The sequence below is a fragment of the Sphingomonas sp. genome, assembly GCF_051962185.1.
GTDB lineage: Bacteria > Pseudomonadota > Alphaproteobacteria > Sphingomonadales > Sphingomonadaceae > Sphingomonas.
On sequence record NZ_JBQCCN010000320.1, the window covers coordinates 33,763 to 57,388 of the forward strand.

The following is a 23,626-nucleotide window of genomic DNA, read 5'->3' on the forward strand; positions in this document are numbered from 1 at the left end:
TCAGCGAACCTTGACCGACGGCGTGACCGACATGCCCGGGCCGATCGGGTAATTGCGCGGATCGGGATTGCCGTTGCCGAGGACGAAGGTCAGACGCACCGGCACGCGCTGCACCACCTTGACGTAATTGCCGGTGGCATTCTGCGGCGGCAGGATCGCGAAGGCCTGGCCCGCGCCGCGCTGGATCGAATCGACCCGGCCCTTGAACTGGACATCGGGATAGGCGTCGACCTTGATCGTCACCGGCTGGCCGATGCGCATGTTCTTGAGCTGGGTTTCCTTGAAATTGGCGGTGACCCACATCTCGTCGGGCACGATCGCGAGGAGCTGGCTGCCCGGCGCGACATAGGATCCCTTGTTGACCTGGCGATTGACCACCTGGCCCGACACCGGCGCGACCAGGCGCAGATTGCCCAGCGTGACATTGGCCTGCGCGACCTGGGCGCGCTTGGCGGCGATCACCGCGCCGGCGGCGTCGACCTGCTTGCGCGCGACCGCGATCTGCGCGTCGGCGCTGGCGACCTGACGGCGCGCGGCGTCGGCTTGCGCGCGGGTCGATTTCGCATTGGCGCGCGCCTGGTCGAGTTGGGTCGAGGCGACCGCCGAGCGGTCGATCCTGGCGAGGTTTTCGTAGCGCGCGAGATCCTGCGCGGCCTTGACCGCGGCGGCGAGCGGCGCCTGGGCCTCGGCGGCGGTCTGGTTGCGCGTCGCGACCGCGCTCGCCACTTGCGCCTGGGCCTGCTGCAATTGCGCCTGCGCCTGGTCGACCCCGGCGCGCGCCTCGGCAAGCTGCGCCTCGGGACCGGTCGGCTTGATCACCGCGAGAAGCTGGCCCGCCTGGACGTGCCGGTTGTCGAGATCGGCGACGTCGATCAGCGTGCCCGCCACTTCCGGCGCGATGCGGACGATATGCGCGTCGACGAATGCGTCGTCGGTCGATTCGAACTCGCGGGCGTGGAGATAGTAAAGCGTTCCGGCGACGATCGCGGCGGCGACCACCAGGATCAATATCCAGAAGAAGGGCCGTCGATACAGCGGCACCGAGGGCTTCTCCTCGACGTCCGGCTTACCGTTCTCGCTCTTGTCGCCATCCTGCTCGGTCGCGGCGTCGTCGGCTTCGTCGCTCATGCTTGCTCCTGTCGCTCGGAGATCATTCGGTCGAGGATCGCGTCGGCATTGGCGGCAACGCGGTCGGCATAGGATCGGATCAATTCGGGGGTGAGCGTTTCGCGCTCGAGCAGCTTGCGGCAGGTCGCGCGCGCCGCCTTGAGCACCAGCACCTGACCGAACAGCGAGATCGCGGCGAGCCGCGCCGCCGCGCGATCTTCGACGCCGGTGGCGATGCAGACCAGTTCGACCAGCCCACGCGCGGTATGGCCCATCGGACCGGCATAGATGCGCTCGAACGCGCCGGTCGGATTGAGCTGCTCGCGCATGATGAACAGCGCCCAGCTGTTGCTCCGCTCTCCCTGCAGGCGTTCCAGGAAATTACGCAGGATCATTTCGATCGCGCGCCGCGCCGCCTGCGGGTCGCCGGCAGCGATCACCCGGTCGATGTCGTCGAGCGACTGGCCGTCGCCCATCTGCTTCGCCACTTCCTCGGCGGCGGCGAGGTAGAGCCCTTCCTTGCCGCCATAATGATAGGTGATCGACGACATCGCCGTCCCCGCCGCTGCCGCGATCTCGCGCGTGCTGGCGCCGTCGAGCCCATGCTGTCCGAACGCGTCGATCGCGATGTCGAGGAGTCGCTGCTGAACCACGCCGCCGGCAATTAGTTCGTTCGAACGAACAAGCAACCCTGAAAATGAAAGGGCGAGCAAAAAAACTCGCTCGCCCCCCTAGCCTTCGAGGTCGCACGGCGGTCAGCCGACGAATTGCCGCAATAACCAGTACAGTCCGCCAGACAGCGCCATTGCGGCCGGAAGCGTCAACACCCAGGCGAGCACCATGTTCCGTATCGTACGGAATTGCAGCCCGGCACGGTTCGCCAGGCTCGATCCCGCGACTCCGGACGTCAGGATGTGGGTGGTCGATACCGGGACCGCCATGCGGTCGGCAAAAGCGATGGTGGCGGCCGCAACGAGCTCCGCGGCGGCACCCATGCCATAGGTCAGATGGGTCTTGCCGATCCGCTCGCCGACCGTCTTCACGATGCGGCGCCAACCGACCATCGTGCCGAGACCGAGCGCGACCGCCACCGCCAGCTTGACCCAGAGCGGGATGTAGCGCGTGCCGCTTTCCAGATTCTTTTGATAGGCGCCGATCGCCTTCACCTCGGCCGGCGTGAAGCGCGTGCCGACGTCCTTGGCCTTGGTGACCAGACGCGACGTATCGAGCACCAGGTACATGTCGTTGCGCAGATTGGCCGTCGCCGCTGCCGGAATGTTCGAGATCGCGCCATAGCCCTGGATTCGTCGGCTGACGTCGCCCGACAGCGTCGCGATCGCACCATAGACTTGCGCGCTGTCGGCCTTGCGCTGCTGGAGCGCTGTCGTCAGCGCCGCACGGGCGTGCGCGGTATCGGGGTCGATGATACCTGCCTTGGCGGCGAACGGCGCCGTCCCGACCTTGGCGCTTTCCACGAAGGCGGCGGTGGCGCTCGCCGGCATCGTGCGATTGAGGGCGTAGGCGGTGGGCGCGCAGCCGATCAGGATGAGCATGATCAGCCCCATCCCTTTCTGCCCATCGTTCGACCCGTGAAAGAAGCTGACCAGGGTGCAGGTCAGGACCAGCAGCGCGCGGATCGGTGCCGGCGGTGGCATATCCCTTTCCGGTTCGCGATACAGAGCCGGTGTGCGGATTACCGCCTTCATGACGAAGAGCAGCAGGAACGCCCCGACGAAGCCGATCAGCGGGCTCCAGAACAGTCCCGAAAACACGCCATAGGCCTGCCCCCAGTCGACGCCGGCGGTGCCGCCCTTGGACCCGGCGGTCATCAGCTGGTTGGCGAGCCCGACACCCAGCACCGAGCCGATCAGCGTATGGCTGGAAGAATTGGGCAGGCCGATATACCAGGTCGCGAGGTTCCACAGCACGGCCGCGAACAACAACGCGAAGATCATCGCATAGCCGCCCGCGGACCCCACGTGCAGGATCAAGTCCACCGGCAACAGCGTGACGATCGTATAGGCCACCGCCCCTGACGACAGCAGCACGCCGAGGAAATTGAACGCCCCGGACCAGACCACGGCGAGCGGCGCGGGCATGGAATTGGTGTAGATCACCGTCGCGACCGCATTGGCCGTATCGTGAAAGCCGTTCACGAACTCGAACCCGAGCGCGATCACCAGGGCGACGATCAGGAAGGCGAAGACATGCGTCGCCATCTGTTCGCCGACATGTTGGGTGTCGACCAGGATAGAATAGCCGGCATAGCCCAAGGCGCCGACGATCAGCGCGGCGAAGACCAATTTGGCGATCGGGTGGCTGGGCTGATCGAGCCGCGGCCCGCTGCTGCTCGGGCGAGGCTCGCCCATGAGGGGCACTTGGCCGGAATCGGCCGTCAAATCGGTAGCCATGATGACGCCGCCCTGCACGGGTCGTGTGACGCGGCTGTTACAATTGGGTTGCAGATAAGTTTCGCCGCGCGCGCCGCGTTGCCGATTTCTTCACGCTCACCGACTACAGGCCGGCGGAACGATCCGGCGAGCGGGTCAAGACGGGACGCGCATGAACCAGAACAGGTCATTCCTGATCACATTGCTGTTGGTGGTCGTCGCCGGCACGGTGATCGGCGTGATGGCATCGCGCCTGTCGGCCACCGCCGGGGGGGCCGCCCCGGTGGCGAACACGAACGCGGCCACTCCCGCACCGCCGTCCTCGACGACGGCGGCGCCGCCGCCCTTGCCATCCGATACGACGCCCACGGCGCCGCCGCCGGTGCAATATCAACCGTCCGGCGCCAAGGGTAATGTCCCGCCCTCACCGCCCGGCTCCGGCCCCGCGGCGCCGGTCGTCTGACGTCGCGCGTCAGCGCGCGCGCGACGCCGCGAGCCCGATCCAGCTGAGCACCCCGGCGGCTGCGAGATAGAGGCCGACCCAGCCAAGGCTGACCGCCGACAATGCCTGCGCCGCGAACGGCGTCAGCGCGCCGCCGATGACGCCGCCGACGTTGAACCCGACCGACGCGCCGGTGTAGCGGACACGCGCCGGGAATTGATCGGGCAGCCAGGCGCCGACCGGGCCATAGACGAATCCCATCACGAACAGCGCGATCGCCAGGAACAGGCCCGCCAACGCGAGCGGGCCGGCCATCAAGGGCGCCAACAACGCTCCCGCCAGCACGGTGCCGGCACAGCCCCACATCAGCACCGCGCGGGGACTCGCCCGGTCGCTCCACCAACCGGCGATCGCGATGCCGGCCGCCATGAACAGGATGGCGACCAGTTGGACGCCGAGGAAGGCTTGCTTGGGGTGGCCGAGCTTGGTGGTGCCATAGCCGAGCGCGAAGGCGGTCGCGATATAGAAGATCGCGAAGCACGCCACCACCGCCAGCGTTCCGCGCACCACCGCGCCCAGGTGATCGCGCGCCATCTCGCCCAGCGGCACGCTTGGCGGCGGCCCTTCGTCGAGCACGCGGCGGAACGCCGGGGTTTCGCTGACCTTGAGCCGCACCCACAGCCCGAGCCCGACCAGTACCGCGCTCGCGAGGAACGGCAGGCGCCATCCCCAGTCGTGGAATTGCTCGGGCGTCAGCGTCAGGCCGAGGATCAGATACAGGCCGTTGGCGGCGATGAATCCGATCGGCGCGCCCATTTGCGGTGCGGTGCCGAACCGCCCGCGCCAGCCCTCGGGCGCGTTCTCGACCGCGAGCAGCGCCGCCCCGCCCCATTCGCCGCCGAGCCCGAAGCCCTGACCGAACCGCAGGATGCAGAGCAGCAACGGCGCCCACCAGCCGATCTGCTGATAGGTCGGCAGGAACGCGATCAGCAGCGTCGACCCGCCCATCAGCATCAGGCTGGCAACGAGCGTCGACTTGCGGCCGATGCGATCGCCGAAATGGCCGAACGCCGCGGCGCCGACCGGTCGCGCGACGAAGGCGAGGCCGAAGCTGGCATAAGCCGACAGGAGCTGCGCGGTGTCCGAGCTCGAGGGAAAGAACAGCGGTCCGAACACCAGCGCCGCCGCGGTCGCGTAGATGTAGAAATCGTAGAATTCGACCGAGGTGCCGACGAGTGCTGCGAGCAGGATGCGGCGGTTGGCGACGATGGGATGCATGCGCCCACTGCACGCAGGCTGCGACAATTTGCAACAATTGCGACATTGCGCGGCGACAAAGCATGCCTACGTAGGTGTTGCCGCGGAGAGTTCTCCCCTTGCTTGCCGCGGTTTGTACCGGCCGCTCCCCTTGTGGCCGGTCCTCCCTGAACTACGGGGCGGTTCCACCTGCGGACCGCCCCCTTTTTTATGCTCGCTGGTCAGGCCTTGCTACTTAGCCTCTCCAGCTTGTCGCCCTCTCTCGCTTCGCGGGAGAGGGTGGGTCGGCGCGTCGCCACGGAATTGATGCGACCCTACCCAATCCGGGCGGGTCCTGATCAGTCCGGCGACCTTCCGGTCGAATTGCGACACTTTGATACAAGTTTGACATGTCGGCGCTACAATTCGCGCCCAGAGCGCGCGTCGCGGCGAGGCCCCTTGCGCGCCGCGTGGCCGGTCTCATCCCCATGGGCCGGCTCTTCCCGAACTGCGGGGCGGCTCCGCTGGGCCGCCCCGATTTTTCGCCTTCAATATTGCCCGTAGCGCCCCCGTACCGACGCGAGGAGCGCCGCCGGGTCATAGCCGACGCCGTCCTTGAACACCGTGTCGACATTCTCGATGTCGGCGATCCGCCGCGACGGGTCGCCGCGCACCAGCAGCAGGTCGGCGCGCTTGCCGACCGCGATCGAGCCGATCCGGTCGGCGAGGCCGAGATAGGTCGCGCCGTTCAACGTCCCGATGCGGATCGCCTCGATCGGGGTGAAGCCGGCATCGACCAGCAATTCGATCGCGCGCTGGTCGCCGAATCCGGGCAACACGCTGCCCGCGCCGGTCGGGTCGGGCCCGGCGAGCAGCAGCCCGCCGGCGGCCACGAAAGCGCGCTCCAGCCGCAAGGCGTTGCTCCACAATTTCGCCTGGTCGGCCTTGCGCGCCGCCGGGCGCTGCGCGTTGCGGGCGAAGATCGTCATGTAATCGTCGCGCGCGCCGGGGCTGAGCAGGTCAAGCTGTTTCTGCGGCAGCAGCCGGTAAGCCGGCGACATGGATTCGAACACCGGCAGCGTCGAGGTGACCGCGACATGCCGGTCGACCAGCAGCTTGATCAGCGCCTTCGCCTCCGGCCCGTCGGCGTCCATCGCCGCCAGCGTCGCGAAACCTTCGGACTCCGAACAGGTGTCGGGTTTCTTGCCCGGATCGAGCTGGGTGTTGACCCAGAAGCCGTGCTCGAGGTCGTCGATCCCCAGCGCCGCCGCTTCGGGATAGGTCACCGCGCACAAATGGCCGGTGATCTTGATGCCGCGCGCATGCGCCGCGTCGATCGCCGCCTTCAGCTCGTCGCGGGTGATGTTCATATAGGCCTTGAACGAGGTCACGCCCTGATCGGCCCAGTAATTGACCATCGCGCGCGCATCGGCGGCGTCGCGCAGCAAATGCATCTGCACGAACGGGCTGCTCGCGCCTTCCAGATACGGCCCGGTCACGTCCATGTGCGGCCCCGGCAGCACGCCGGTGTCGATCATGTGTTTCATGTTGAGGTCGGTATAGGGCTCGACGCTGCCCGTGGTGCGCAGCGTCGTGACGCCCGCCGCCAGGTACAGGCGCGGAGAACTGAACGCCATTTGCGGCACCAGTACCGGCGGCTCGCTGGTGCCGTCGGCATCGAGGTCGGGCCGCGCGATATAATATTGATGGTCGTGCATCCCGACGATCCCGGGCAACACCGTGGCGCCGGCGGCGTCGATCGCGCGATATCCGACCGGCACCGCGTCGCTCGCCGCCCCCATCCCGGCGATCCGTTCGCCATCGAGCAGCAGCAGCCGATCCTCCTGCGCCGGGGCGCCGGTGCCGTCGATGATCCGGACATGAACCAGCGCGATCTTGCCGGCGCCGATCTTGACGAACGGCAACACCGCCCTGCCTGGGCTGGCGGGTAGCGGCAGGATCGCGGCGGCCATGTCGACCTTCGCCGGGGACGCCGCGGCCCCCAGCAGCAGCAACGCGGTCAGCGGTATCAACCGGCGCATCTCGAGCCCCCCTATCGGCGATCGTTGCGGCGACGATGCGCCCATCGCGCGCGAAGGGCAATCGCCCGGCGAGCGCTCCCGCGACTCCCCTGGATCCATGCCCTCGTCCCCACTTTCACGAGGATGAGCGGGAGGAACGAGCGCCCGGTTTCACCCCCGCAAACGGTTGCCCCTGCGGCCGCCGTTCCCTAAGTGTTCACGCGTGACCGATCCTGTACCGCTTCCCGACGATCCCCCCTATCTGCGCGGCCTCAATCCGCCGCAGCGTGAAGCCGTGCTGACCACCGACGGCCCCGTCCTGGTGCTGGCCGGCGCGGGCACGGGCAAGACCGCGGCGCTGACCGCGCGGCTCGCGCACCTGTTGTGGACGCGCCGCGCCTATCCGTCGGAGATTCTCAGCGTCACCTTCACCAACAAGGCGGCGCGCGAGATGAAGGAGCGCGTCGGCAAATTGGTCGGCGACGCGGTCGAGGGCATGCCGTGGCTCGGCACCTTCCACGCGATCGGCGCCAAGATGCTGCGCCGTCATGCCGAACTGGTCGGGCTGCATCCCAATTTCACCATCCTCGACACCGACGACCAATTGCGCCTGCTCAAGCAGCTCATCCAGGCCGCCGATCTCGACGAGAAACGCTGGCCGGCGCGCCAGCTCGCCGGGCTGATCGACGAGTGGAAGAACAAGGGGCTGACCCCCAAGGACGTCGATGCCGGCGAAGGCGAGCGCTACGCCAATGGCCGCGGCGCGCAGCTCTATGCCGACTATCAGGACCGGTTGCGCGCGCTCAACGCCTGCGACTTCGGCGACTTGCTGCTCCACATGCTGACCATCCTGAAGAGCGACCGCGAGGTGCTGCAGCATTACCAGCAGCGGTTCCGCTACATCATGGTCGACGAATATCAGGACACCAACAGCGTTCAGTATCTCTGGCTCCGGCTGCTCGCCCAGGAGCGCAAGAACATCTGCTGCGTCGGCGACGACGACCAGTCGATCTATTCGTGGCGCGGCGCGCAGGTCGAGAACATCCTGAAGTTCGAAAAGGACTTCCCCGGTGCCAAGGTTATCCGGCTCGAACAGAATTACCGCTCGACCCCGCACATCCTCGCCGCCGCGTCGGGCGTGATCGCCAACAATTCGGGCCGGCTTGGCAAGACCTTGTGGACCCAGCATGACGAGGGCGAGAAGGTGAAGGTGCTCGGCGTCTGGGACGGGCCCGAGGAAGCGCGCCGCGTCGGCGACGAGATCGAGGCGGCGCAACAGATCCGCAACGCGAGCCTGGACGACATCGCCATCCTGGTCCGCGCCCAGCACCAGACGCGCGAGTTCGAAGACCGCTTCATCTCGATCGGCCTGCCCTATCGCATCGTCGGCGGCTTCCGCTTCTACGAGCGCCAGGAAATCCGCGACGCGCTCGCCTATCTGCGCGTCGTCGCGCAGCCGGCCGACGACCTCGCGTTCGAGCGCATCGTCAACACCCCCAAGCGCGGCCTGGGCGACAAGGCGCTGGCCAAGGTCCACCAGCTCGCCCGCGCCGAACAGGTCCCGCTGACGACGGCGGCGGCGCGCATTCTCGACACCGACGAACTGACGCCCCAGGCGAGGCGCGCGCTCGGCAACCTCGTCGGCGACATCGCGAGATGGCGCGGCATGCTAAACTCCTCCCCGCTCAGCGGGGAGGGGGACCAGTTAGCAGAGCTAACTGGTGGAGGGGGCGTGCCCCACTCGGAACTAGCTCGAGTCATTCTCGATGAGTCAGGCTACACCGCGATGTGGCAGAACGAAAAATCCGCCGAAGCCGCCGGCCGCCTCGAAAACCTCAGCGAACTCGTCCGCGCGATGGAGGAATACGAAACCCTCGGCGCGTTCCTCGAACATGTCAGCCTCGTCATGGACAACGAGGCGCAGGCGAGCGAGGCCAAGGTCACGATCATGACCATCCACGCCGCCAAGGGCCTGGAATTTGACACCGTGTTCCTGGTCGGCTGGGAAGAAGGCCTGTTCCCTTCGCAACGCGCGCTCGACGAGGGCGGGCTGACCAGCCTCGAGGAGGAACGCCGCCTCGCCTATGTCGCGATCACCCGCGCCCGCCGTCGCGCGATCATCATCCACGCCGCCAACCGCCGCATCTACGGCCAATGGACCTCGAGCATCCCGAGCCGCTTCGTCGCCGAACTGCCCGACGCGCATATCGAGAGCGAAAGCAGCATGTCGGGCGGCGAAAGCCTGTGGCGTGCGAACTGGAGCGAACGGAGTGATCCGTTCGCGGATGTGGGGCGCGGGACCGGGCGCGGGCCGGGCTGGCAGAGGGCGGCCGGCACACTCAACGCGGCCAAGCCGGGCGGGGAATGGCAGAGCCGCACTTTCACGCGCGAGCCAGCGCGGGTGGTGGAGAGCCGCGCGAGCGCGGTGAGCTTGGGGAATAAAGGTCGCAGTGACCTGTCGGTCGGCATGCGCGTGTTTCACCAGAAGTTCGGCTATGGCGAAATCGCGGAGATCGAGGGCAACAAGCTCGAGATCGACTTCGAGCAGGCCGGGCGGAAGCGGGTGATGGATAGCTTTGTGACGGCGGTATGATCACCGGAATCTGCGCTCAGATGGGGAACTACAAGTGCTAGATCGAGTAATATATGTCGGCGTTCCGGAAGAGAAGCCAAACTGGCAGCCATCACCTCTAATTCCGGTACGCGGCTCCGCAATCGATCAATACCGTACTTTTGATATCGCCCAATCCAACCTCAATGAAATCGGGACGGCATTAGTCGACATTGAAGCGGCCAATGCACTAGGAAAAATCCTTTCCGGTGGCATCGAAAGTTATCAAGATATTGAGGCGGCCGAACTCGCCCTTCAGGCCGTACTTCTACATGATTTTGTTCCTGTTTTTCACGCGGCGCCAAAAATATTCAACCAAGACGACTTCCTAGCTTATGCCAAGCCTCGCGACGCAAATCTCTCATCGGCAGCGCTTGCTATCTTTGAGTTGGTCGGCGGAGTAGAATGGATAATCTGTCCTGAATATGCAGTGGTTCGGGATGGGGTGATATCGGGCAGTAAACTTGTCGGTAGTGCAATCAACGGAGCGCCACATGCTGGTGGAACCAATGCTCGACTCGATATCTCTCTAGACGAATATCTTTCACCAGCAGTCTGCGAAAGTGTACATGTCTGTCTCGATATGCACGCAGTACCGGCATATATAGCAAATAGAAAATTTTCTGATCCTCGTTTAGGAGATGATTTCTCAAAAACATTTTACCAGAGGATGCGAAAATCCTGGTCGAGCGCAACCAAAGATCAGCCTGCTATCCACTGTACATTTTCTCTACCACCACTTTTGGCTATCGCACTAGACCGACTGAACAACCGCCAAGACCTCAAGGCCATTCTGACAGATCTTAGATCAGAATTGAAGCCAGTGCGAGGCGAGCTTCGGGAGTTTAACGATCTACTCCACAAATCGATCACTCAAGCCGAACTCGAAAGGCGCATGGCGAGAATTACGTCCTCATTCGACGCCATCGTGCCTTACTCCAGGATGTCGAAGGAAGAGCGTCGTTTACGGTCATTTGCGATAGTGCAGCGCTTATTGAGCCCGTTGATCAAGGCAGCTGTCAGTCTCGTGACATCGACGGGGGCTTCCTATGGGGACATGGTGAAGGCTGCTGCGTCGTATGGGATGAAATTCTCGCCCGACGAGACGATATCGCTTGTGAACCGGACCGTTACGGCTCGTACATTCGCCGGTCTGTTAGAAGAGACTGAGTCCTTGCAAGCGCTGATCAAGCATCATCTATCATCAGCCGAACTGCGTGCTGTTGAGAAGTCTTTGAGGGAACGCGACAAGCAAAACTAAGTCAGTGAAGCTTGCGCTGCGACTGGCCTCTGCGCTCCTCTAACGCTGCTGGATCGATAACCACCGATCCGCCATCGACACCAGCAACGCCCAGACTGTCCCCAAACACCAGCCCGCCGGCACATCGCTGGCCAATGCACGCCGAGATACACACGGCTCATTCCGAGCGGGACCGCGAGGCCGCTGAAGAACGCGACTACCGCGGCGCGCCCTGCCAGCCGTCGCGGTCGATGCTCTCCCCCAGCATCTCGCCGAGCGTCAAGTATACCGCCGACGAGATCGGGGAACGAGCGAGCGAATGCGCTCAACTCGGCAAAAGGTCGGTCCGATTTGAACCTAGCAATGCGCGTATTCCGCTGAAAATTGGGCTATCGTAGCGTCGCCGAGATCGAGGATGACAAGGTCAAGTTCGGTGTCGGGCAGGGCGGGCGGAAGCGGTGACGGCCCAGTTCGTCATCATCCACTGACGCTTCCCGAACCGCCACCGGGGGGAGAGCGACGATGGCAAGCCTGACATTCTGCGCCTGGGTCAATCCCGCGTTCTGGAGCCATGCGCCGGTCGATCATACCTGGGTCACCAGCTATGACAGCCGAGCCACGCCCTATTCCGACATCGGCGACGTGATCGCCGCGGGCCAGATCAATTGGTATTGCTGGGGCGATTTCCACGTCGACGGCAATCCGCCCGATCCCATCGCGGTGCAGAGCGGCAGCGGCACGCTCGCGCAATGCCTGGTCGAGGGTAACGCCGAATCGAACGGCAATCCGGCGGCCCAGGGGACGATCTTCACCTATGGCGTCGACGGCGTGTGTCATCAGCTCGCCAATCAGGTGCTGTACGCGACCGGCAGCGCGAGCCAGGCGCCGGCGACGGTCAAGAACGCGCGCGGCTATGGCGCCAGCAGCTTCCTGTACGGCACTTACGGGCTTCAGCACGCCGCCTGGCTGGCCAAGATCCAGGGGTGCGCTGCGCAGGCGACGCCGCTGTCGGGCTTGCCGATGAAGCTCGGCGAGACCAGATTGGGTGAACCGCCCATGCCAGAGCTTCGCGACGATTTTGCCGATCGGGCCCGCACCGTGCTGGGGGATGATCCCGAGCGGTTGAGCGCGTTGCTGGCGCTGAGGGGCAACGTCCAGAGCTACCTGTCCACGGCGATCCCCGGCTTCACCCCGCCGACCGCCGAGATGCTCAACGCGCGCAACCAGCATCTGCTCGATCAGGCGGCGTTGCTGCTGGAGCCCGCGCAGTTCCAGGCATTGTTCGGCATCGAGCCCGGCGAGCGCATTGATCTCGTCGATCCGACGATGGCGGGCGAGCCGCGCTCGGGTGACGCGCCGACATCGTAGGGCGGGGCTTGTTCGTCACTCCTCCAGGCGCCCCTTGGAATTGTGTTTGATCCACCACATCCAGCGTCATCCTGGGCTCGTCCCGGGATCCACCCTGCAGCTTTACCAGCGGCCGATGGGCGTGCGGCACGGTGGATGCCGGCACAAGGCCGGCATGACGGTTAAAGCTGACATCAACGGTTATGCATCACCCGCTCCGTGCCTTCATGGGCGGGGTTGACGTTATCATCGCCTCCTCGTCAGCCAGCGATCGGCCATCCACACCGCCAATGCCCAGGCGGTCCCGAAACACCAGCCCGCGAGCACGTCGCTCGGCCAGTGGACGCCGAGATACACCCGGCTCATGCCGATCAGCACCGCGAGGCCGCTGAAGAACGCGACCACCGCGACGCGGCCCGCCCTGCCCCGCCATCCGTCGCGGTCGATCCCCTCGGCCAGCATCAGGCCGAGCGTCAGGTACACCGCCGACGAGATCATCGCATGGCCGCTGGGGAAGCTGGCGTTGGTCACCTGGACGAGGTGCGGGACGAGCTCCGGGCGCGGTCGCGCGATCCAGTTCTTGAGCAGGCCGTCGATCACCGAGCTGCCGACCAGCGATACCGCGATCCAACCGGCCTCCGCGCGCTTGCCCGCCGCGATCAGCCAGGCGAGCCCGGCGATGCCGAATAGCCACATCAAGGTATAGCCGCCGAGCGCGCTGATATCGACTGCGGACTGGAGCAGCCAGGCCGGGCCGACCGGCGTCTGTGGGTGGCCGGGCACGCGCAAGGCGAGGAGCAGGCGCGCGTCGAACGAAAAGCGCTCGCCCTCGATCAGTTCGTCGGCGACATGCGCGCCGAGCAGTACCAGCGACACCGCGAACAAGGCGACGGCGGGCCATAGCCAGCTGAATCGCCGCGCCTGGGCGCGTATTCTTCCCTGTGCCTCGGTCCCGTCCATGGTCCTCCAACGCGCTCAGCCTCGCATGGCTGCCCGGTTGGGGCCAGACCCGCGCGCGCGTCACGTTACAATTCGCCAATTCCGGAACGATCTGGTGCGCTCGACCGTATCCCCCGCCGTGGCCCTTTTCGGGCCTGGAGAGGACGACATGAAAAAGATGTTGATCGCGGCCGGAGTGATCGCCGCCATGCTGGGAACCGCGCCGATCGCCGCCGCCCCTGCCGCCGCGCAGCAGCGCAACGGCCAGACCAATACGAACCGCGACATGCGCGGGAGCGATCAGATGCGGGGCGACCGCGATGCCAACCGTAGCGATCGCAGCGGCGCCGATTGGAATCGCAGCGACCGGAGCGGCTCCGACTGGAACCGCAGCGACCGCAGCCGCAGCGATTGGAATCGTAGCGACCGCCGTGGTCGGGACTGGAATCGCAGCGACCGTCGCGGCCGCGACTGGAACAATGGCTGGCGCGGGCACCACTATGGCTGGCGCAACCGCTGTCACATGATGAAGCGCCATCACCGCTGGATGCGCGTCTGCTGACACGCCGCGGGAATTTCCGCCAGGAAAGACGGCGCCGCTCCTCGCGCAACATCGCGCACGTGGCAGCTAGGAAGCGGCGCCGCTGCCTCCCGGTGGCAAGTCCGGCCGGCAAGCGGCTTCAGCGAGCGCTTGCTTGCGCTCGCGCGTCGGTTAGGCTGGGCCGACATCGCGAACCGAACCCGGGGGACTGTTTTGCTTCATTCTTTGCGCGGCGGGGTCGCCCTGCTGATCGCCGTCATCGTGGCCGCGCCGCTCTCCGCACAGAATCGTCACGGCACGACCGACGACGCCCCCTCGGCGCCTTCTGCGTCGATCGACAGCCTGCAGAATGCCCTCAACGCCTTTTTGAACGCGGCGCAATCGGTCCAGCTGCACAATTGGCGGAGCGGGGATGCCGGCAAGGGCAAGTGGGACATGGTGCGACGCCTGTCGGGCGCGGTAACGGTGCGGCGCTGCTACACCCGGCTTGGCGCACCGACCGTATTGACCAACAGCGGCATCGCCGTCGGCGATATCGCCAAGGCCTATGAGATCGACTGGGCCCTGATCGGCGCCGTCTCCTCAAACGGCTCGCGGGTGAAGTTCACCGCCGCGCACATGACGCCCGACGAATATGGCGAATTGACCCTGGCGACGCCGGAAGAAGCACAGACGGTGCGCGACACCTTCACCTTGCTGCGCGACCGATGCCGCGCATGACCGGGAACGGATGACGATGCTGCAGCTAGCCCTCAAAGCCGCGATCTCCGGCGTGCTGATCGCCGCCGCCTCGACCCTCGCCAAACGCTATCCCGGGTTCGGCGCGTTGATCGCGTCGCTGCCGCTGGTTTCCGTGCTCGGCATGCTGTGGCTGTGGAGCGAGAAGCCCGATGCCGCCAACATGGCCGCGCATGCTCAGGCGACCTTCTGGTACGTGCTGCCCTCGCTGCCGATGTTCCTGGCGATTCCGGCGATGTTGCGCGCGGGCGTGCAATTCCATCTGGCGCTGGCGCTCGGATGCGTGCTGACCGTGATCCTGTACCTCGCGATGACCGCGCTGGCGCCGCGGCTGGGGATTCAATTGTAGGAGCTAGTTCTCCCCTCCCGCTTGCGGGAGGGGTCGGGGGAGGGCTTGTGCCTTCCCGTCAGGGCGACACGCCCTCCCCCAGCCCCTCCCGTAAACGGGAGGGGGATTGGGTCACAGCTTTTTGGCGAGCTTCCCGCCTCCCCCCGCGCGTCTATTGCCGTCGCTGATGCGGCCGCCCGAGACAAGCGCGGCATAGTGGCGCCGGGTCCAGGCAATTGCGACAGGTCAAGCGCAATAAAATAATACCGTTACGGTGATTAACTGCGGCGTCGATAGAGAGATTCCAGTGCAGGATCGACGCCAGTTCAACAATAGAACCGATCCGGACGCGAAAAGATTTGCCTCGTCTCGCGATTGTCGCGAATCATCGGGCCGGTCTGCTGAGCTTCGGGGGGATTCACATGACAATTTTCGAGGTCCGTGGTAGCGGAATTGTCGTCGCGCGGCTCGCGATGCTGGCCGCGATCGGCGCGATACAATCGGGGTGTGCGAGGCTGCAGGCGCAATCGCGCGTCGATCCGCAAGCGGTCGCTTATTACAATCCCGGCAAATTCGATACCGCATCGGCCAGGGCAGGCGAGACGCGGTCGACCGCGTGTCCGGCGAAAATCCCTGGCGACTTCAACGGCGGCGCGGTCAATCTGGATTGTTTCTATTTCCCGGAAGACAGCAGGGCGCTCGCGATGGGCGACCGCCCCCTCACCGCTTATGCCAGGGTCGCGGGGGAACCGGATCAGGCCAAGGCGAGGATCCTGCGCAATCGGTTGGGCGACATCCTGATCGTCCATGCCGACACGATTTGCACGCGCGAGATGGGCGCGCTGGTCGCGAACGAGGGCACGACCAACACGGCGCTATCGACGCTCGACACGTTGTTCTCGACGACATCGACGATCGTGACCGGAGAGCAGGCCAAGAGTATCCTGTCGGGACTGGCCGGCGCGGCGAACGCGACTCGGGCGCATATTAATGCCGAAGTCTATCGCAACGCGCTGGCGACGGCGATCGCCCGCGCGATCGAGAACGAGCGTGGCAAGCAACTCGCCTCGATCCGCGAAAACCTGTCGAGCAAGGATGTGGGCGTCTATACGCTCGATCAGATGATCCGCGACGTGAACGCCTATCATCAGATCTGCTCCTTCTATCGCGGGATCTCGCTGGTCAACGACGCGGTCGACGCGACGAAGCCGGCGCCCGAGACGCCGGCCGGCGTGACCCAGACCGCGTCCGACACGATCGATCGGCAAATCGCCGCGCTGGAGGCGCAGAAGAAGAAATTCCCGGCTCAAGCCGGCGGGATCGACGGCGCGATCGCCACGCTGCGCAACCAGCAAGCCGATCTGTGGACGGCTTATGCCAAGAAGGTATCCGACGCAGCCGCGACCAAATGACGGTCGCTCAGGCCTCGACCGCCATCAGCTTGGAGGAAACGAAGCGCTCGTCCTCGGGCTCGTAAACCGAACTCGTCACGAAATCGCGATCGTCCAGCTGCAGGCCGACGAGGCCGTCGAGTTTGAACAAGCCGACCTTCTCCTCGCGCGGGCGCTGTCCCTCGCGCTCGATCGTCACCGCCGCGACGTAGAGCGCGTCGTTCTTGGTGAACAGCACGTGCGGCGCGAGCAGGACGTGCAGGCGATTGTACGTCGCCGAGATGCACTTCTTGCGCACGATCCCTTCCAGGATGACGGGCGCGCCGCCATTGGGCGCGGACTCGGGCTTGTCGCTCAGGTACATGGGCTTTCAGTAATACAAATGCTGCATTGCAGCAAGATTGAATGGGTGAAACCGTGCGTTTCGCGAAGCGGAGACGTCAGTCGTCGCGCTGCTCGATCGTCACGCGGTCGGGATAGAAAGCAAGATGCTCGCGGATGTCGGCGACGGCATCGTGCGGCTCCTCATAGGTCCAGACCGCATTCTCGCCGCGATCGAGCCCGAGGATCGAGAAATAGGACGCCTCGCCCTTGTACGGACACCAGCTATGATGGGCGGTGCGCTCGAGTGCCGTCAGATCGGCGTCGCCGCGCGGGATGTACTGGACGGCGGGATAATTGGCTTCCTGGAGCGTCAGCGCGTCGCGCGTATCGGCGATGACCCGATCTCCCGCGGTGACCACGACGCGCTTGGGATTGCGCGCGATCGTGAACGGATGGTCGGGCCCGGGCATCAGCGTGCGGCGGGCGGTGGCGGTATCGGACATGGCGAGTCCTCCTGGGGATCGCCCGTCAGATGGGATCGCGACCGCCCGCACTCAATGGGCGTTCGACCGCGCTCAGTAACCGGTCATCGAATACGGCCGCGACGCGGAGCCCGCTCCCCAGGCCTTGTTGGGTTTTGCCGACATCGTGAAATGGAGCGTGCCGCCGCGCATGATCTCGTCATGCCCGATCCACACGCGATCGAGCGGCTTGCCGTCGAGCATCACCGAGCCGACGTAGCGATTGGCCGGCGACAGGCCGTCGGCGACGATCGTGAAGCGCTTGCCGTTGGGCAGGTTGAGCGTCGCGCGATCCACGAACGGGCGGCCGATGACATATTGTCCGCTGCCCGGTGCGACGGGATAGAAACCGAGCGCAGTGAACACCAGCCAGGCCGACATCTGGCCGAGATCGTCATTGCCTGCGAGGCCTTCGGGGGTCGGCTTGTACTGGCTGTCGACGATTTGCTTGAGCCGCTCCTGCGTCCGCCACGGCGCACCGGCATAATCGTAGAGATAGGCGACGTGGTGGCTCGGTTCGTTGCCGTGGATATATTGGCCGATCAGCCCGGCGATGTCCTCGGCATGGCTATAGTCGAGCTTCGAATTGTCGAAGTCGAACATCGCATCGAGCTTCTTCACGGTCGCGGCGTCGCCGCCGAGCAGGCGGATCAGCCCGCCCTCATCCTGCGGCATGAACCAGGAATATTGCCAGGCATTGCCCTCGGTGTAATCCGACCCGTAATTGATCGCGGTCGGATCGAACGGCACGCGGAAGCTGCCGTCGCTCTTGCGCGCGCGCAGCCAGCCGGTCTGGCTATCGAAGCTGTTGCGCCAATATTGCGCGCGCTTCTCGAACGTCGCGGCGACGTCGTTGCGGCCGAGCTTGCGTGCCATCCGCGCGATGGTCCAATCGTCGAACGCATATTCGACCGTCTTCGACGCCGCCTCGGGCTCGCGGTCGATCGGCACGTAGCCGAGCTTCATGTAATCGCCGAGGCCGCCATAGGGCGCATAAGTCGCGCTCGCGACCATCGCGTCGAGCGCCTTGTTGGGATCGAACCCCTTGATGCCCTTGAGGTAAGCGTCGGCGATGATCGGCACGGCGTGATAGCCGATCATGCACCAGGTCTCCTGCCCCTGGAATTGCCAGACTGGCAAGATACCGTAGGGGCTCTCGTCCTTGCTCGCGAGCAGCGAGCGGACCACGTCGGTCGAGGTCTGCGGCGGCTGGATGATGGTCAGCAATGGGTGCTCGGCGCGGAACGTATCCCACAGCGAGAAGGTCGAGCGGAAGGTGAAGCCCTCGGCTTTGTGGACCTGATCGTCGGGCCCGCGATAGCGGCCGTCGGCGTCGCCGGCGATGCTCGGCGCCATCATCGCGTGATAGAGCGCGGTGTAGAGCGACGTGCGCATCCCCGGCTCGGCCTGGATGTCGACCGCGCCCAGCGCTTTCGCCCAGGCTGCTTGGGTCTTGGTGCGGATCGCGTCGAACCCGCCGGGCTCGCTGTCGAGATTGCGGATCGCGCCATCCTCGTCGACGCTCGAGATGGCGACACGGACCTCGAGCGGCGCAGCGAGCCGGCCGAAGTCGAGCCGCGCGACCAGCGCCCTGCCCTTGATCTCGGCGATATCGCTGCCGCTGCGGCCCGGGCCTTTGAAGCCTTTGTAGGGAATGTCGGTCTCGCGATTGACGAAATCGTGCCCGGTGACCGGCCGAGAGAAGCGCATCGCGAAGAACAATTTGCGCCCCGGCGCCCAGCCGCGCGTCTCGCGGCCGCCGGTCAGCGTGCCGTCGGCACGCAGCCGGACCGACGACCAGGAAATCTTGCCCGGATAATTGTAGAGGCTCGACCGCAAGTCGAGCACGAGATGCGCGGCCTTGTCGCGCGCGAACGTATAGCGATGGATGCCGATCCGCGTGCCGGCGGTCAGCTCGGCGCGGACGCCGGCGTCGGTCAGGTTGACCGCATAATAGCCCGGCGACGCAATTTCTCCCTGATGGCTGAAGCGCGACCGATAGCCGCTGCCCGGCTTGGCGGGATCGCCCGGCTCGAGCGGCACGGTATCGCCCGACACCGGCATGACGAGGAAATCGCCGAGGTCGGAATGGCCCGAGCCGGAGAAATGCGTCTGGCTGAATCCCTGGATGGTCGGGTCTTCATAGCGATAGCCGGCGGCATGGCTGTAACAGGCGCGGATCACGCAGGTCGCGTCGGTGTCGGGCGACACTTGCATCATCCCGAACGGCGACACCGCGCCGGGGAAAGTATGCCCCTCTCCGCCCGTACCGATGAACGGATCGACCGCGGCGACGGGACTGCCGGCGGGCGCGGCCTGGGCGATCGAGGAAAGGACCAGCCCCGAAGCGGCGAGCAGGGCGAGAAGACGGCGCGCAAAGAGCATCGACATGCCCGCCGTCAAAGCACAACGGCCGCCTCACGCCAAGGCGGCCGTTGTCTCGGAAAGCTCAGTGCCAGAAAAGCAATAGCAGGATGATGATCGGGAGCGGAATCCCGAGCAGCCAAAGCAGGATGCCCTTGCCCATCGTCGCCCTCCTCTCGCGGTCGTTTCGTTATCGGATCAACCCGCACATCCTTCTCCCCGTTCCAAAGAATCGCGCTAATTCAGATCAGGGTGAGTTTCGTACCACGTCACGCTGGCGACCAGCCTGGTCTGGTTCGGATTTATTTGGTTCACGCAAAGGCGCGAAGGCGCAAAGAGTGTTGGATTCACGCGGCGGCGCGGGGACGCGGACGTGACTCGCCTAGCCGCGCCAGCAGCCTTCGATTACCCACCATATCGGGAAGAAGGTTCACGCGCGACTTCTCTCTTCTTTCATCTTCGCGCCTTCGCGCCTTTGCGTGAACAAAGACTCCGCGTCTCCGCGCCTGCGCGTGAACCGAAACACGCATGCATTCGGTCCATGTCGCACGTGCGTGTTTTAGGGTTGTCCTGCCCCAATCCTCGGGCGCATGACCCTCCGTCATGCCGCATCCGCTCGTCGCCAGTCTGGACCTTGCCCCGCATCCCGAGGGTGGGTGGTTCCGGGAGACGCTGCGCCAGCGCGACCCGCGCGGCGGGCGCGATCTCGCCACCGCGATCCTGTTCCTGCTCGATGCCGGCGAGCGCTCGCATTGGCATCGCGTCGACGCCGCCGAATTGTGGATCTGGAACGACGGGCATCCGCTGACGTTGCTGATCCACCAGGAGGACGGCACGCATGAACATCGGCTCGGACTCGACACGCCGCAGGTGCTCGTCCCGGCGCATGCCTGGCAAGCGGCGGAACCCCGCGACGGCTGGGCATTGGTCAGTTGCGTGGTGACGCCGGGCTTCGATTTCGCGGGGTTCGAGCTGGCGCCGCCAGGATGGACGCCGGCGTGAGCGAAGCGGTCGATCTCCGCGATCCCGAGATCGAGCCGGCGCCCAACGACGGCCTTCCCCTGCCCCGCCGCTATCTCGCGATCGGCGCCTTGTGCGCCGGGACGGCGCTGGTCATCATCGACGGCGGCATCGCCAATGTCGCGCTTCCCTCGATCGCCCACGATCTCGGCGTGGGATCGAGCGCGGTGGTCTCGATCGTCACTGTTTATCAGCTGATGTTGGTCATGCTGTTGCTGCCGTTTGCCGGCCTGGGCGAGCGGATCGGGCTCAAGCGGATGTACCAGGTCGGGCAGATGATCTTCACCGTCGCCACGCTCCTGTGCTTCTTCGCCAAGAGCCTGCCCTTCCTGCTGGTGGTACGCGCGGCGCAGGCGATCGGCGCCGCGGGCGCGCTCGCAGTGTCGTCGGCGCTGATCCGCTCGACCTATCCGTCGCAGCAATTGGGGCGCGGGCTCGGTATCAATTCGGTCATCGTGTCGAGTTCGGCCGCCGCCGCGCCGACCATCGGCGGACTGGTGCTGGCGGTGGCGCCCTGGCCCTGGGTGTTCGCGTGCGCGATCCCGTTCGCCTTGCTCAGCCTGGCGCTCGGGCGCGCCTTGCCCGACGCCAAGCCGCGCCACGCGCATTTCGACCTGCTCGGGGCCGGCATGTGCGCCGCGACGTTCGGCCTCGTCATCGGCGGCGCGGAAAGCGCTGTCCATGGCAACAGCCCGGTGGTGTCGGCCGCGATCGTCGGCGCCGGCGCGCTGATCGGCTATCATTTCGTGCGACGCGAGCGCGACGACGCCAATCCCATCCTGCCGCTCGACCTGCTCGAACGCCCGGTCATCGCGCTGTCGGTGATTGGGGCCTATACCGCATTCATCGCCTCGATGACCTTGCTGCTCTCGACGCCGTTCCGGCTGACCAGCCAATTCGGCTTCAGCGCGGCGGCGGTCGGCGCGGCGATCGCGCCCTGGCCGCTCACCAACATGATCGTGGCGCCGATGGCCGGCTGGCTGTCGGACCGTATCCCGGCCGGCCTGCTCGGCGGGATCGGGATGTGCATCAGCATCGCCGCGTTGCTGTTGCTCGCTTTGCTGCCAGACCATCCGAGCTATTTCGACATCGCCTGGCGGATGGCGTTGTGCGGATCGGGCTTCGGGACCTTTCTGCCGCCGAACGCCCGGTTGATCATCGGCAGCGCGCCGCGCGAGCGGGCGGCGGCCGCTGGCGGGCTGATCTCGACCGTGCGCCTGACCGGGCAGACCACGGGTGCGACGCTAGTCGCGATGCTGCTGGCACTCGGGATCGGCGCAGGGCGCGTCCCGTGTTTCGTCGCGGTGGGACTGGCGGTACTGGCCGGATTGTGCAGCGTCGCCCGCCTGCGTCCCTCGATCCGTAACCCGAGCCGCAAGGAAGTGCTCGAGGACGTACCGACACTCAAGACGACGCGGTAGCGGCAGCCGTCGCGATCCCCGCTCCGGCACCTCCGCGATCGACCGGCCCGGCCATTGCGCGCTCATCCAAAATCGGCATGACGGCGGCATGAGCGAAGCACCGCGCAACATCGTGATCCTTGGCGGCGGCACAGCCGGATGGATGGCGGCCAATCTGTTGGCGCATCATCTGGGACCGGCCGTTGCCGTCACTGTGGTGGAGTCGCCGGACATCGGGATCGTCGGTGTCGGCGAAGGGTCGACTCCGCAATTGAAGGCGTTCTTCGACACGTTGGGCATCGCCGAGGCCGATTGGATGCCGCGCTGCAACGCGACCTACAAGACCGGAATCGGATTTCACGGCTGGTCCGAGATGCCGGGGTTCGACAGCTATTTCCACCCCTTCCCGACCGAGCTCGACGGCTTCACCGCGCCAGCCTTTTTCGTCAATGCTTACGCGCGGCGGCACGATGCGGACGTCTGGGCGCATCCCGACCGCTTCTTCCTGCCCGCAACGCTCGCCGCACGGCGGCTGGCCCCTCTGGCGCCGCGACATTTTCCGTTCGGCATCGGCTATGGCTATCATTTCGACGCGCATCTCGTCGGCGCCTTCCTCCGCGATCATGCGGTCGGTCTCGGCGTCCGTCATCTGCAGCGGCGTGTCGTCGACGTCGTGGTCGTCGACGGCGATGTCAGCCATTGCGTCGCCGACGATGGCACCTCCATCGCCGGCGACTTCTTCGTCGATTGCAGCGGTTTCCGCTCGATCATCTCGCAAGGCGCGCTCGGCGTGAAGTTCCTGTCGTTCGCCGACAATCTGTTCAACGACAGTGCGGTGGTGATACCGACCGAGCCCGACCCCCGCGGCACCAATTGCCAGACCCTCTCGATCGCGATGCGGCACGGCTGGGCGTGGGACATCCCGCTCACGACCCGAACGGGCAACGGCTATGTCTATGCGAGCGGTTATTGCTCGGCGCATGAAGCGGAGGCGGAGCTGCGCAAGCGTCTCGGCCTGCTCGACGCGCCGGTCGCGGCGCGGCACCTGAAGATGAAAGTCGGGCGCGTCGCCGACAGCTGGGCCGGAAACTGCCTCGCGTTGGGGCTGGCGCAAGGATTCATCGAGCCGCTCGAGGCGACCGCGCTCCATATCGTCCAGGTTACCGTCGAGGGGTTCCTCTACGCGTGGCGCGACGGGGGCTACACGCCGAAGCTGCGAACCGAGTTCAACCGGATGATCGCCGCACGCTACGAGGGCATTCGCGACTATATCGTCTGCCATTTTCGCATGAACCGGCGCACCGACACCGATTACTGGCGCGACAACGCCGCCAACAATCACCTTTCGGACTCGCTCAAGGCCCTCATCACCTGCTGGTTCACCGGCAACGACCTCGAGAAGAAAGTCATCGAGCAAGGCATCGCCGCTTATTATCCGCCGCAATCTTGGCATTGCCTGCTGGCGGGATACGGTCTGTTTCCGGACCCCGCGCGACTATCCGCCGACGTGCCGAGGCCGCCGACCGACATGGCATCGATCGACGAATTCGTTGCGCGGTGCGCGATGAACTTCCCCTCGCACGACGACGCGCTGGCGGCGTTGGCGGGCTAGAGTGGGAACGCGCGATTTCTGAATCGCGCACTCTCGCCCCAAAACATCGCGTTG

Annotated in this window: 20 protein-coding genes; 10 read left to right on the plus strand and 10 right to left on the minus strand. The window is 65.5% G+C overall.

Going from position 1 to position 23,626, the window contains the following annotated elements; translation table 11 throughout:
* From ACTHJR_RS19490 to ACTHJR_RS19515, 6 genes are all read right to left on the minus strand, one after another.
* The gene (locus tag ACTHJR_RS19490; RefSeq protein WP_440525083.1) at positions 1 to 1,128 is read right to left on the minus strand and encodes an HlyD family secretion protein; all 1,128 of its coding nucleotides are present in this window, start codon (positions 1,126 to 1,128) and stop codon (positions 1 to 3) included.
* Complete coding sequence (locus tag ACTHJR_RS19495; RefSeq protein ID WP_440525084.1) at positions 1,125 to 1,760, minus strand: CerR family C-terminal domain-containing protein; 636 nt, start codon at positions 1,758 to 1,760, stop codon at positions 1,125 to 1,127. Before ACTHJR_RS19495 ends, ACTHJR_RS19490 begins: the two co-directional genes overlap by 4 nt.
* 102 nt (positions 1,761 to 1,862) lie before the next feature.
* The gene (locus ACTHJR_RS19500) at positions 1,863 to 3,476 is read right to left on the minus strand and encodes an inorganic phosphate transporter (protein ID WP_440525085.1); all 1,614 of its coding nucleotides are present in this window, start codon (positions 3,474 to 3,476) and stop codon (positions 1,863 to 1,865) included.
* Positions 3,477 to 3,653: 177 nt separating this feature from the next.
* Complete coding sequence (locus tag ACTHJR_RS19505) at positions 3,654 to 3,866, minus strand: hypothetical protein (RefSeq protein ID WP_440525086.1); 213 nt, start codon at positions 3,864 to 3,866, stop codon at positions 3,654 to 3,656.
* Positions 3,867 to 3,969: 103 nt separating this feature from the next.
* Positions 3,970 to 5,217, minus strand: coding sequence for an MFS transporter (locus ACTHJR_RS19510; protein WP_440525087.1), 1,248 nt, complete (start codon positions 5,215 to 5,217; stop codon positions 3,970 to 3,972).
* 506 nt (positions 5,218 to 5,723) lie between these two features.
* A complete protein-coding gene (locus ACTHJR_RS19515) occupies positions 5,724 to 7,217 on the minus strand; it encodes an amidohydrolase family protein (protein ID WP_440525088.1) in 1,494 nt (497 codons plus the stop codon).
* Between the two features lie 202 nt (positions 7,218 to 7,419).
* Here ACTHJR_RS19515 and ACTHJR_RS19520 point away from each other — a divergent pair, with 202 nt between their 5' ends.
* The 3 genes from ACTHJR_RS19520 to ACTHJR_RS19530 all read left to right on the plus strand — a co-directional run bounded on the left by ACTHJR_RS19520 (position 7,420) and on the right by ACTHJR_RS19530 (position 12,415).
* Positions 7,420 to 9,789 (plus strand): ATP-dependent helicase, encoded by a 2,370-nt coding sequence (locus ACTHJR_RS19520; protein WP_440525089.1) that lies wholly within the window; start codon positions 7,420 to 7,422, stop codon positions 9,787 to 9,789.
* A gap of 34 nt (positions 9,790 to 9,823) precedes the next feature.
* Positions 9,824 to 11,068 (plus strand): hypothetical protein, encoded by a 1,245-nt coding sequence (locus tag ACTHJR_RS19525; protein WP_440525090.1) that lies wholly within the window; start codon positions 9,824 to 9,826, stop codon positions 11,066 to 11,068.
* A gap of 501 nt (positions 11,069 to 11,569) precedes the next feature.
* Entirely contained in the window at positions 11,570 to 12,415 is an 846-nt protein-coding gene (locus ACTHJR_RS19530) for a hypothetical protein (protein WP_440525091.1), read from the plus strand.
* Positions 12,416 to 12,640: 225 nt separating this feature from the next.
* Here the strand turns inward: ACTHJR_RS19530 and ACTHJR_RS19535 are convergent, their stop codons facing one another.
* Positions 12,641 to 13,354, minus strand: coding sequence for a phosphatase PAP2 family protein (locus ACTHJR_RS19535; protein WP_440525092.1), 714 nt, complete (start codon positions 13,352 to 13,354; stop codon positions 12,641 to 12,643).
* 148 nt (positions 13,355 to 13,502) lie between these two features.
* Here ACTHJR_RS19535 and ACTHJR_RS19540 point away from each other — a divergent pair, with 148 nt between their 5' ends.
* The 4 genes from ACTHJR_RS19540 (at position 13,503) to ACTHJR_RS19555 (ending at position 16,352) form a co-directional block, all read left to right on the plus strand.
* Positions 13,503 to 13,895: a hypothetical protein gene (locus ACTHJR_RS19540; RefSeq protein WP_440525093.1), complete on the plus strand. Its 393-nt coding sequence runs from the start codon at positions 13,503 to 13,505 to the stop codon at positions 13,893 to 13,895.
* A 192-nt stretch (positions 13,896 to 14,087) separates the two neighbouring features.
* Positions 14,088 to 14,594, plus strand: a complete 507-nt coding sequence (locus ACTHJR_RS19545) for a hypothetical protein (protein ID WP_440525094.1) — start codon at positions 14,088 to 14,090, stop codon at positions 14,592 to 14,594.
* A 16-nt stretch (positions 14,595 to 14,610) separates the two neighbouring features.
* The gene (locus ACTHJR_RS19550; RefSeq protein WP_440525112.1) at positions 14,611 to 14,961 is read left to right on the plus strand and encodes a DUF3147 family protein; all 351 of its coding nucleotides are present in this window, start codon (positions 14,611 to 14,613) and stop codon (positions 14,959 to 14,961) included.
* A gap of 401 nt (positions 14,962 to 15,362) precedes the next feature.
* Positions 15,363 to 16,352 (plus strand): hypothetical protein, encoded by a 990-nt coding sequence (locus ACTHJR_RS19555; protein WP_440525095.1) that lies wholly within the window; start codon positions 15,363 to 15,365, stop codon positions 16,350 to 16,352.
* Positions 16,353 to 16,359: 7 nt separating this feature from the next.
* On the opposite strand, the gene ACTHJR_RS19560 is transcribed toward ACTHJR_RS19555, so the two are convergent.
* The 3 genes from ACTHJR_RS19560 to ACTHJR_RS19570 all read right to left on the minus strand — a co-directional run bounded on the left by ACTHJR_RS19560 (position 16,360) and on the right by ACTHJR_RS19570 (position 19,561).
* A complete protein-coding gene (locus ACTHJR_RS19560) occupies positions 16,360 to 16,695 on the minus strand; it encodes a hypothetical protein (RefSeq protein ID WP_440525096.1) in 336 nt (111 codons plus the stop codon).
* A gap of 76 nt (positions 16,696 to 16,771) precedes the next feature.
* On the minus strand, positions 16,772 to 17,158 hold the full coding sequence (locus tag ACTHJR_RS19565) for a DUF427 domain-containing protein (protein ID WP_440525097.1): 387 nt from the start codon (positions 17,156 to 17,158) through the stop codon (positions 16,772 to 16,774).
* 72 nt (positions 17,159 to 17,230) lie between these two features.
* The gene (locus tag ACTHJR_RS19570) at positions 17,231 to 19,561 is read right to left on the minus strand and encodes a GH92 family glycosyl hydrolase (RefSeq protein ID WP_440525113.1); all 2,331 of its coding nucleotides are present in this window, start codon (positions 19,559 to 19,561) and stop codon (positions 17,231 to 17,233) included.
* Between the two features lie 582 nt (positions 19,562 to 20,143).
* Here ACTHJR_RS19570 and ACTHJR_RS19575 point away from each other — a divergent pair.
* The 3 genes from ACTHJR_RS19575 (at position 20,144) to ACTHJR_RS19585 (ending at position 23,572) form a co-directional block, all read left to right on the plus strand.
* Positions 20,144 to 20,542, plus strand: coding sequence for a cupin domain-containing protein (locus ACTHJR_RS19575; RefSeq protein ID WP_440525098.1), 399 nt, complete (start codon positions 20,144 to 20,146; stop codon positions 20,540 to 20,542).
* On the plus strand, positions 20,539 to 21,981 hold the full coding sequence (locus ACTHJR_RS19580) for an MFS transporter (protein ID WP_440525099.1): 1,443 nt from the start codon (positions 20,539 to 20,541) through the stop codon (positions 21,979 to 21,981). The genes ACTHJR_RS19575 and ACTHJR_RS19580 overlap by 4 nt, the downstream gene beginning before the upstream one ends.
* Before the next feature lie 88 nt (positions 21,982 to 22,069).
* Entirely contained in the window at positions 22,070 to 23,572 is a 1,503-nt protein-coding gene (locus ACTHJR_RS19585; RefSeq protein WP_440525100.1) for a tryptophan halogenase family protein, read from the plus strand.
* The last annotated feature ends 54 nt before the right edge of the window (positions 23,573 to 23,626 follow it).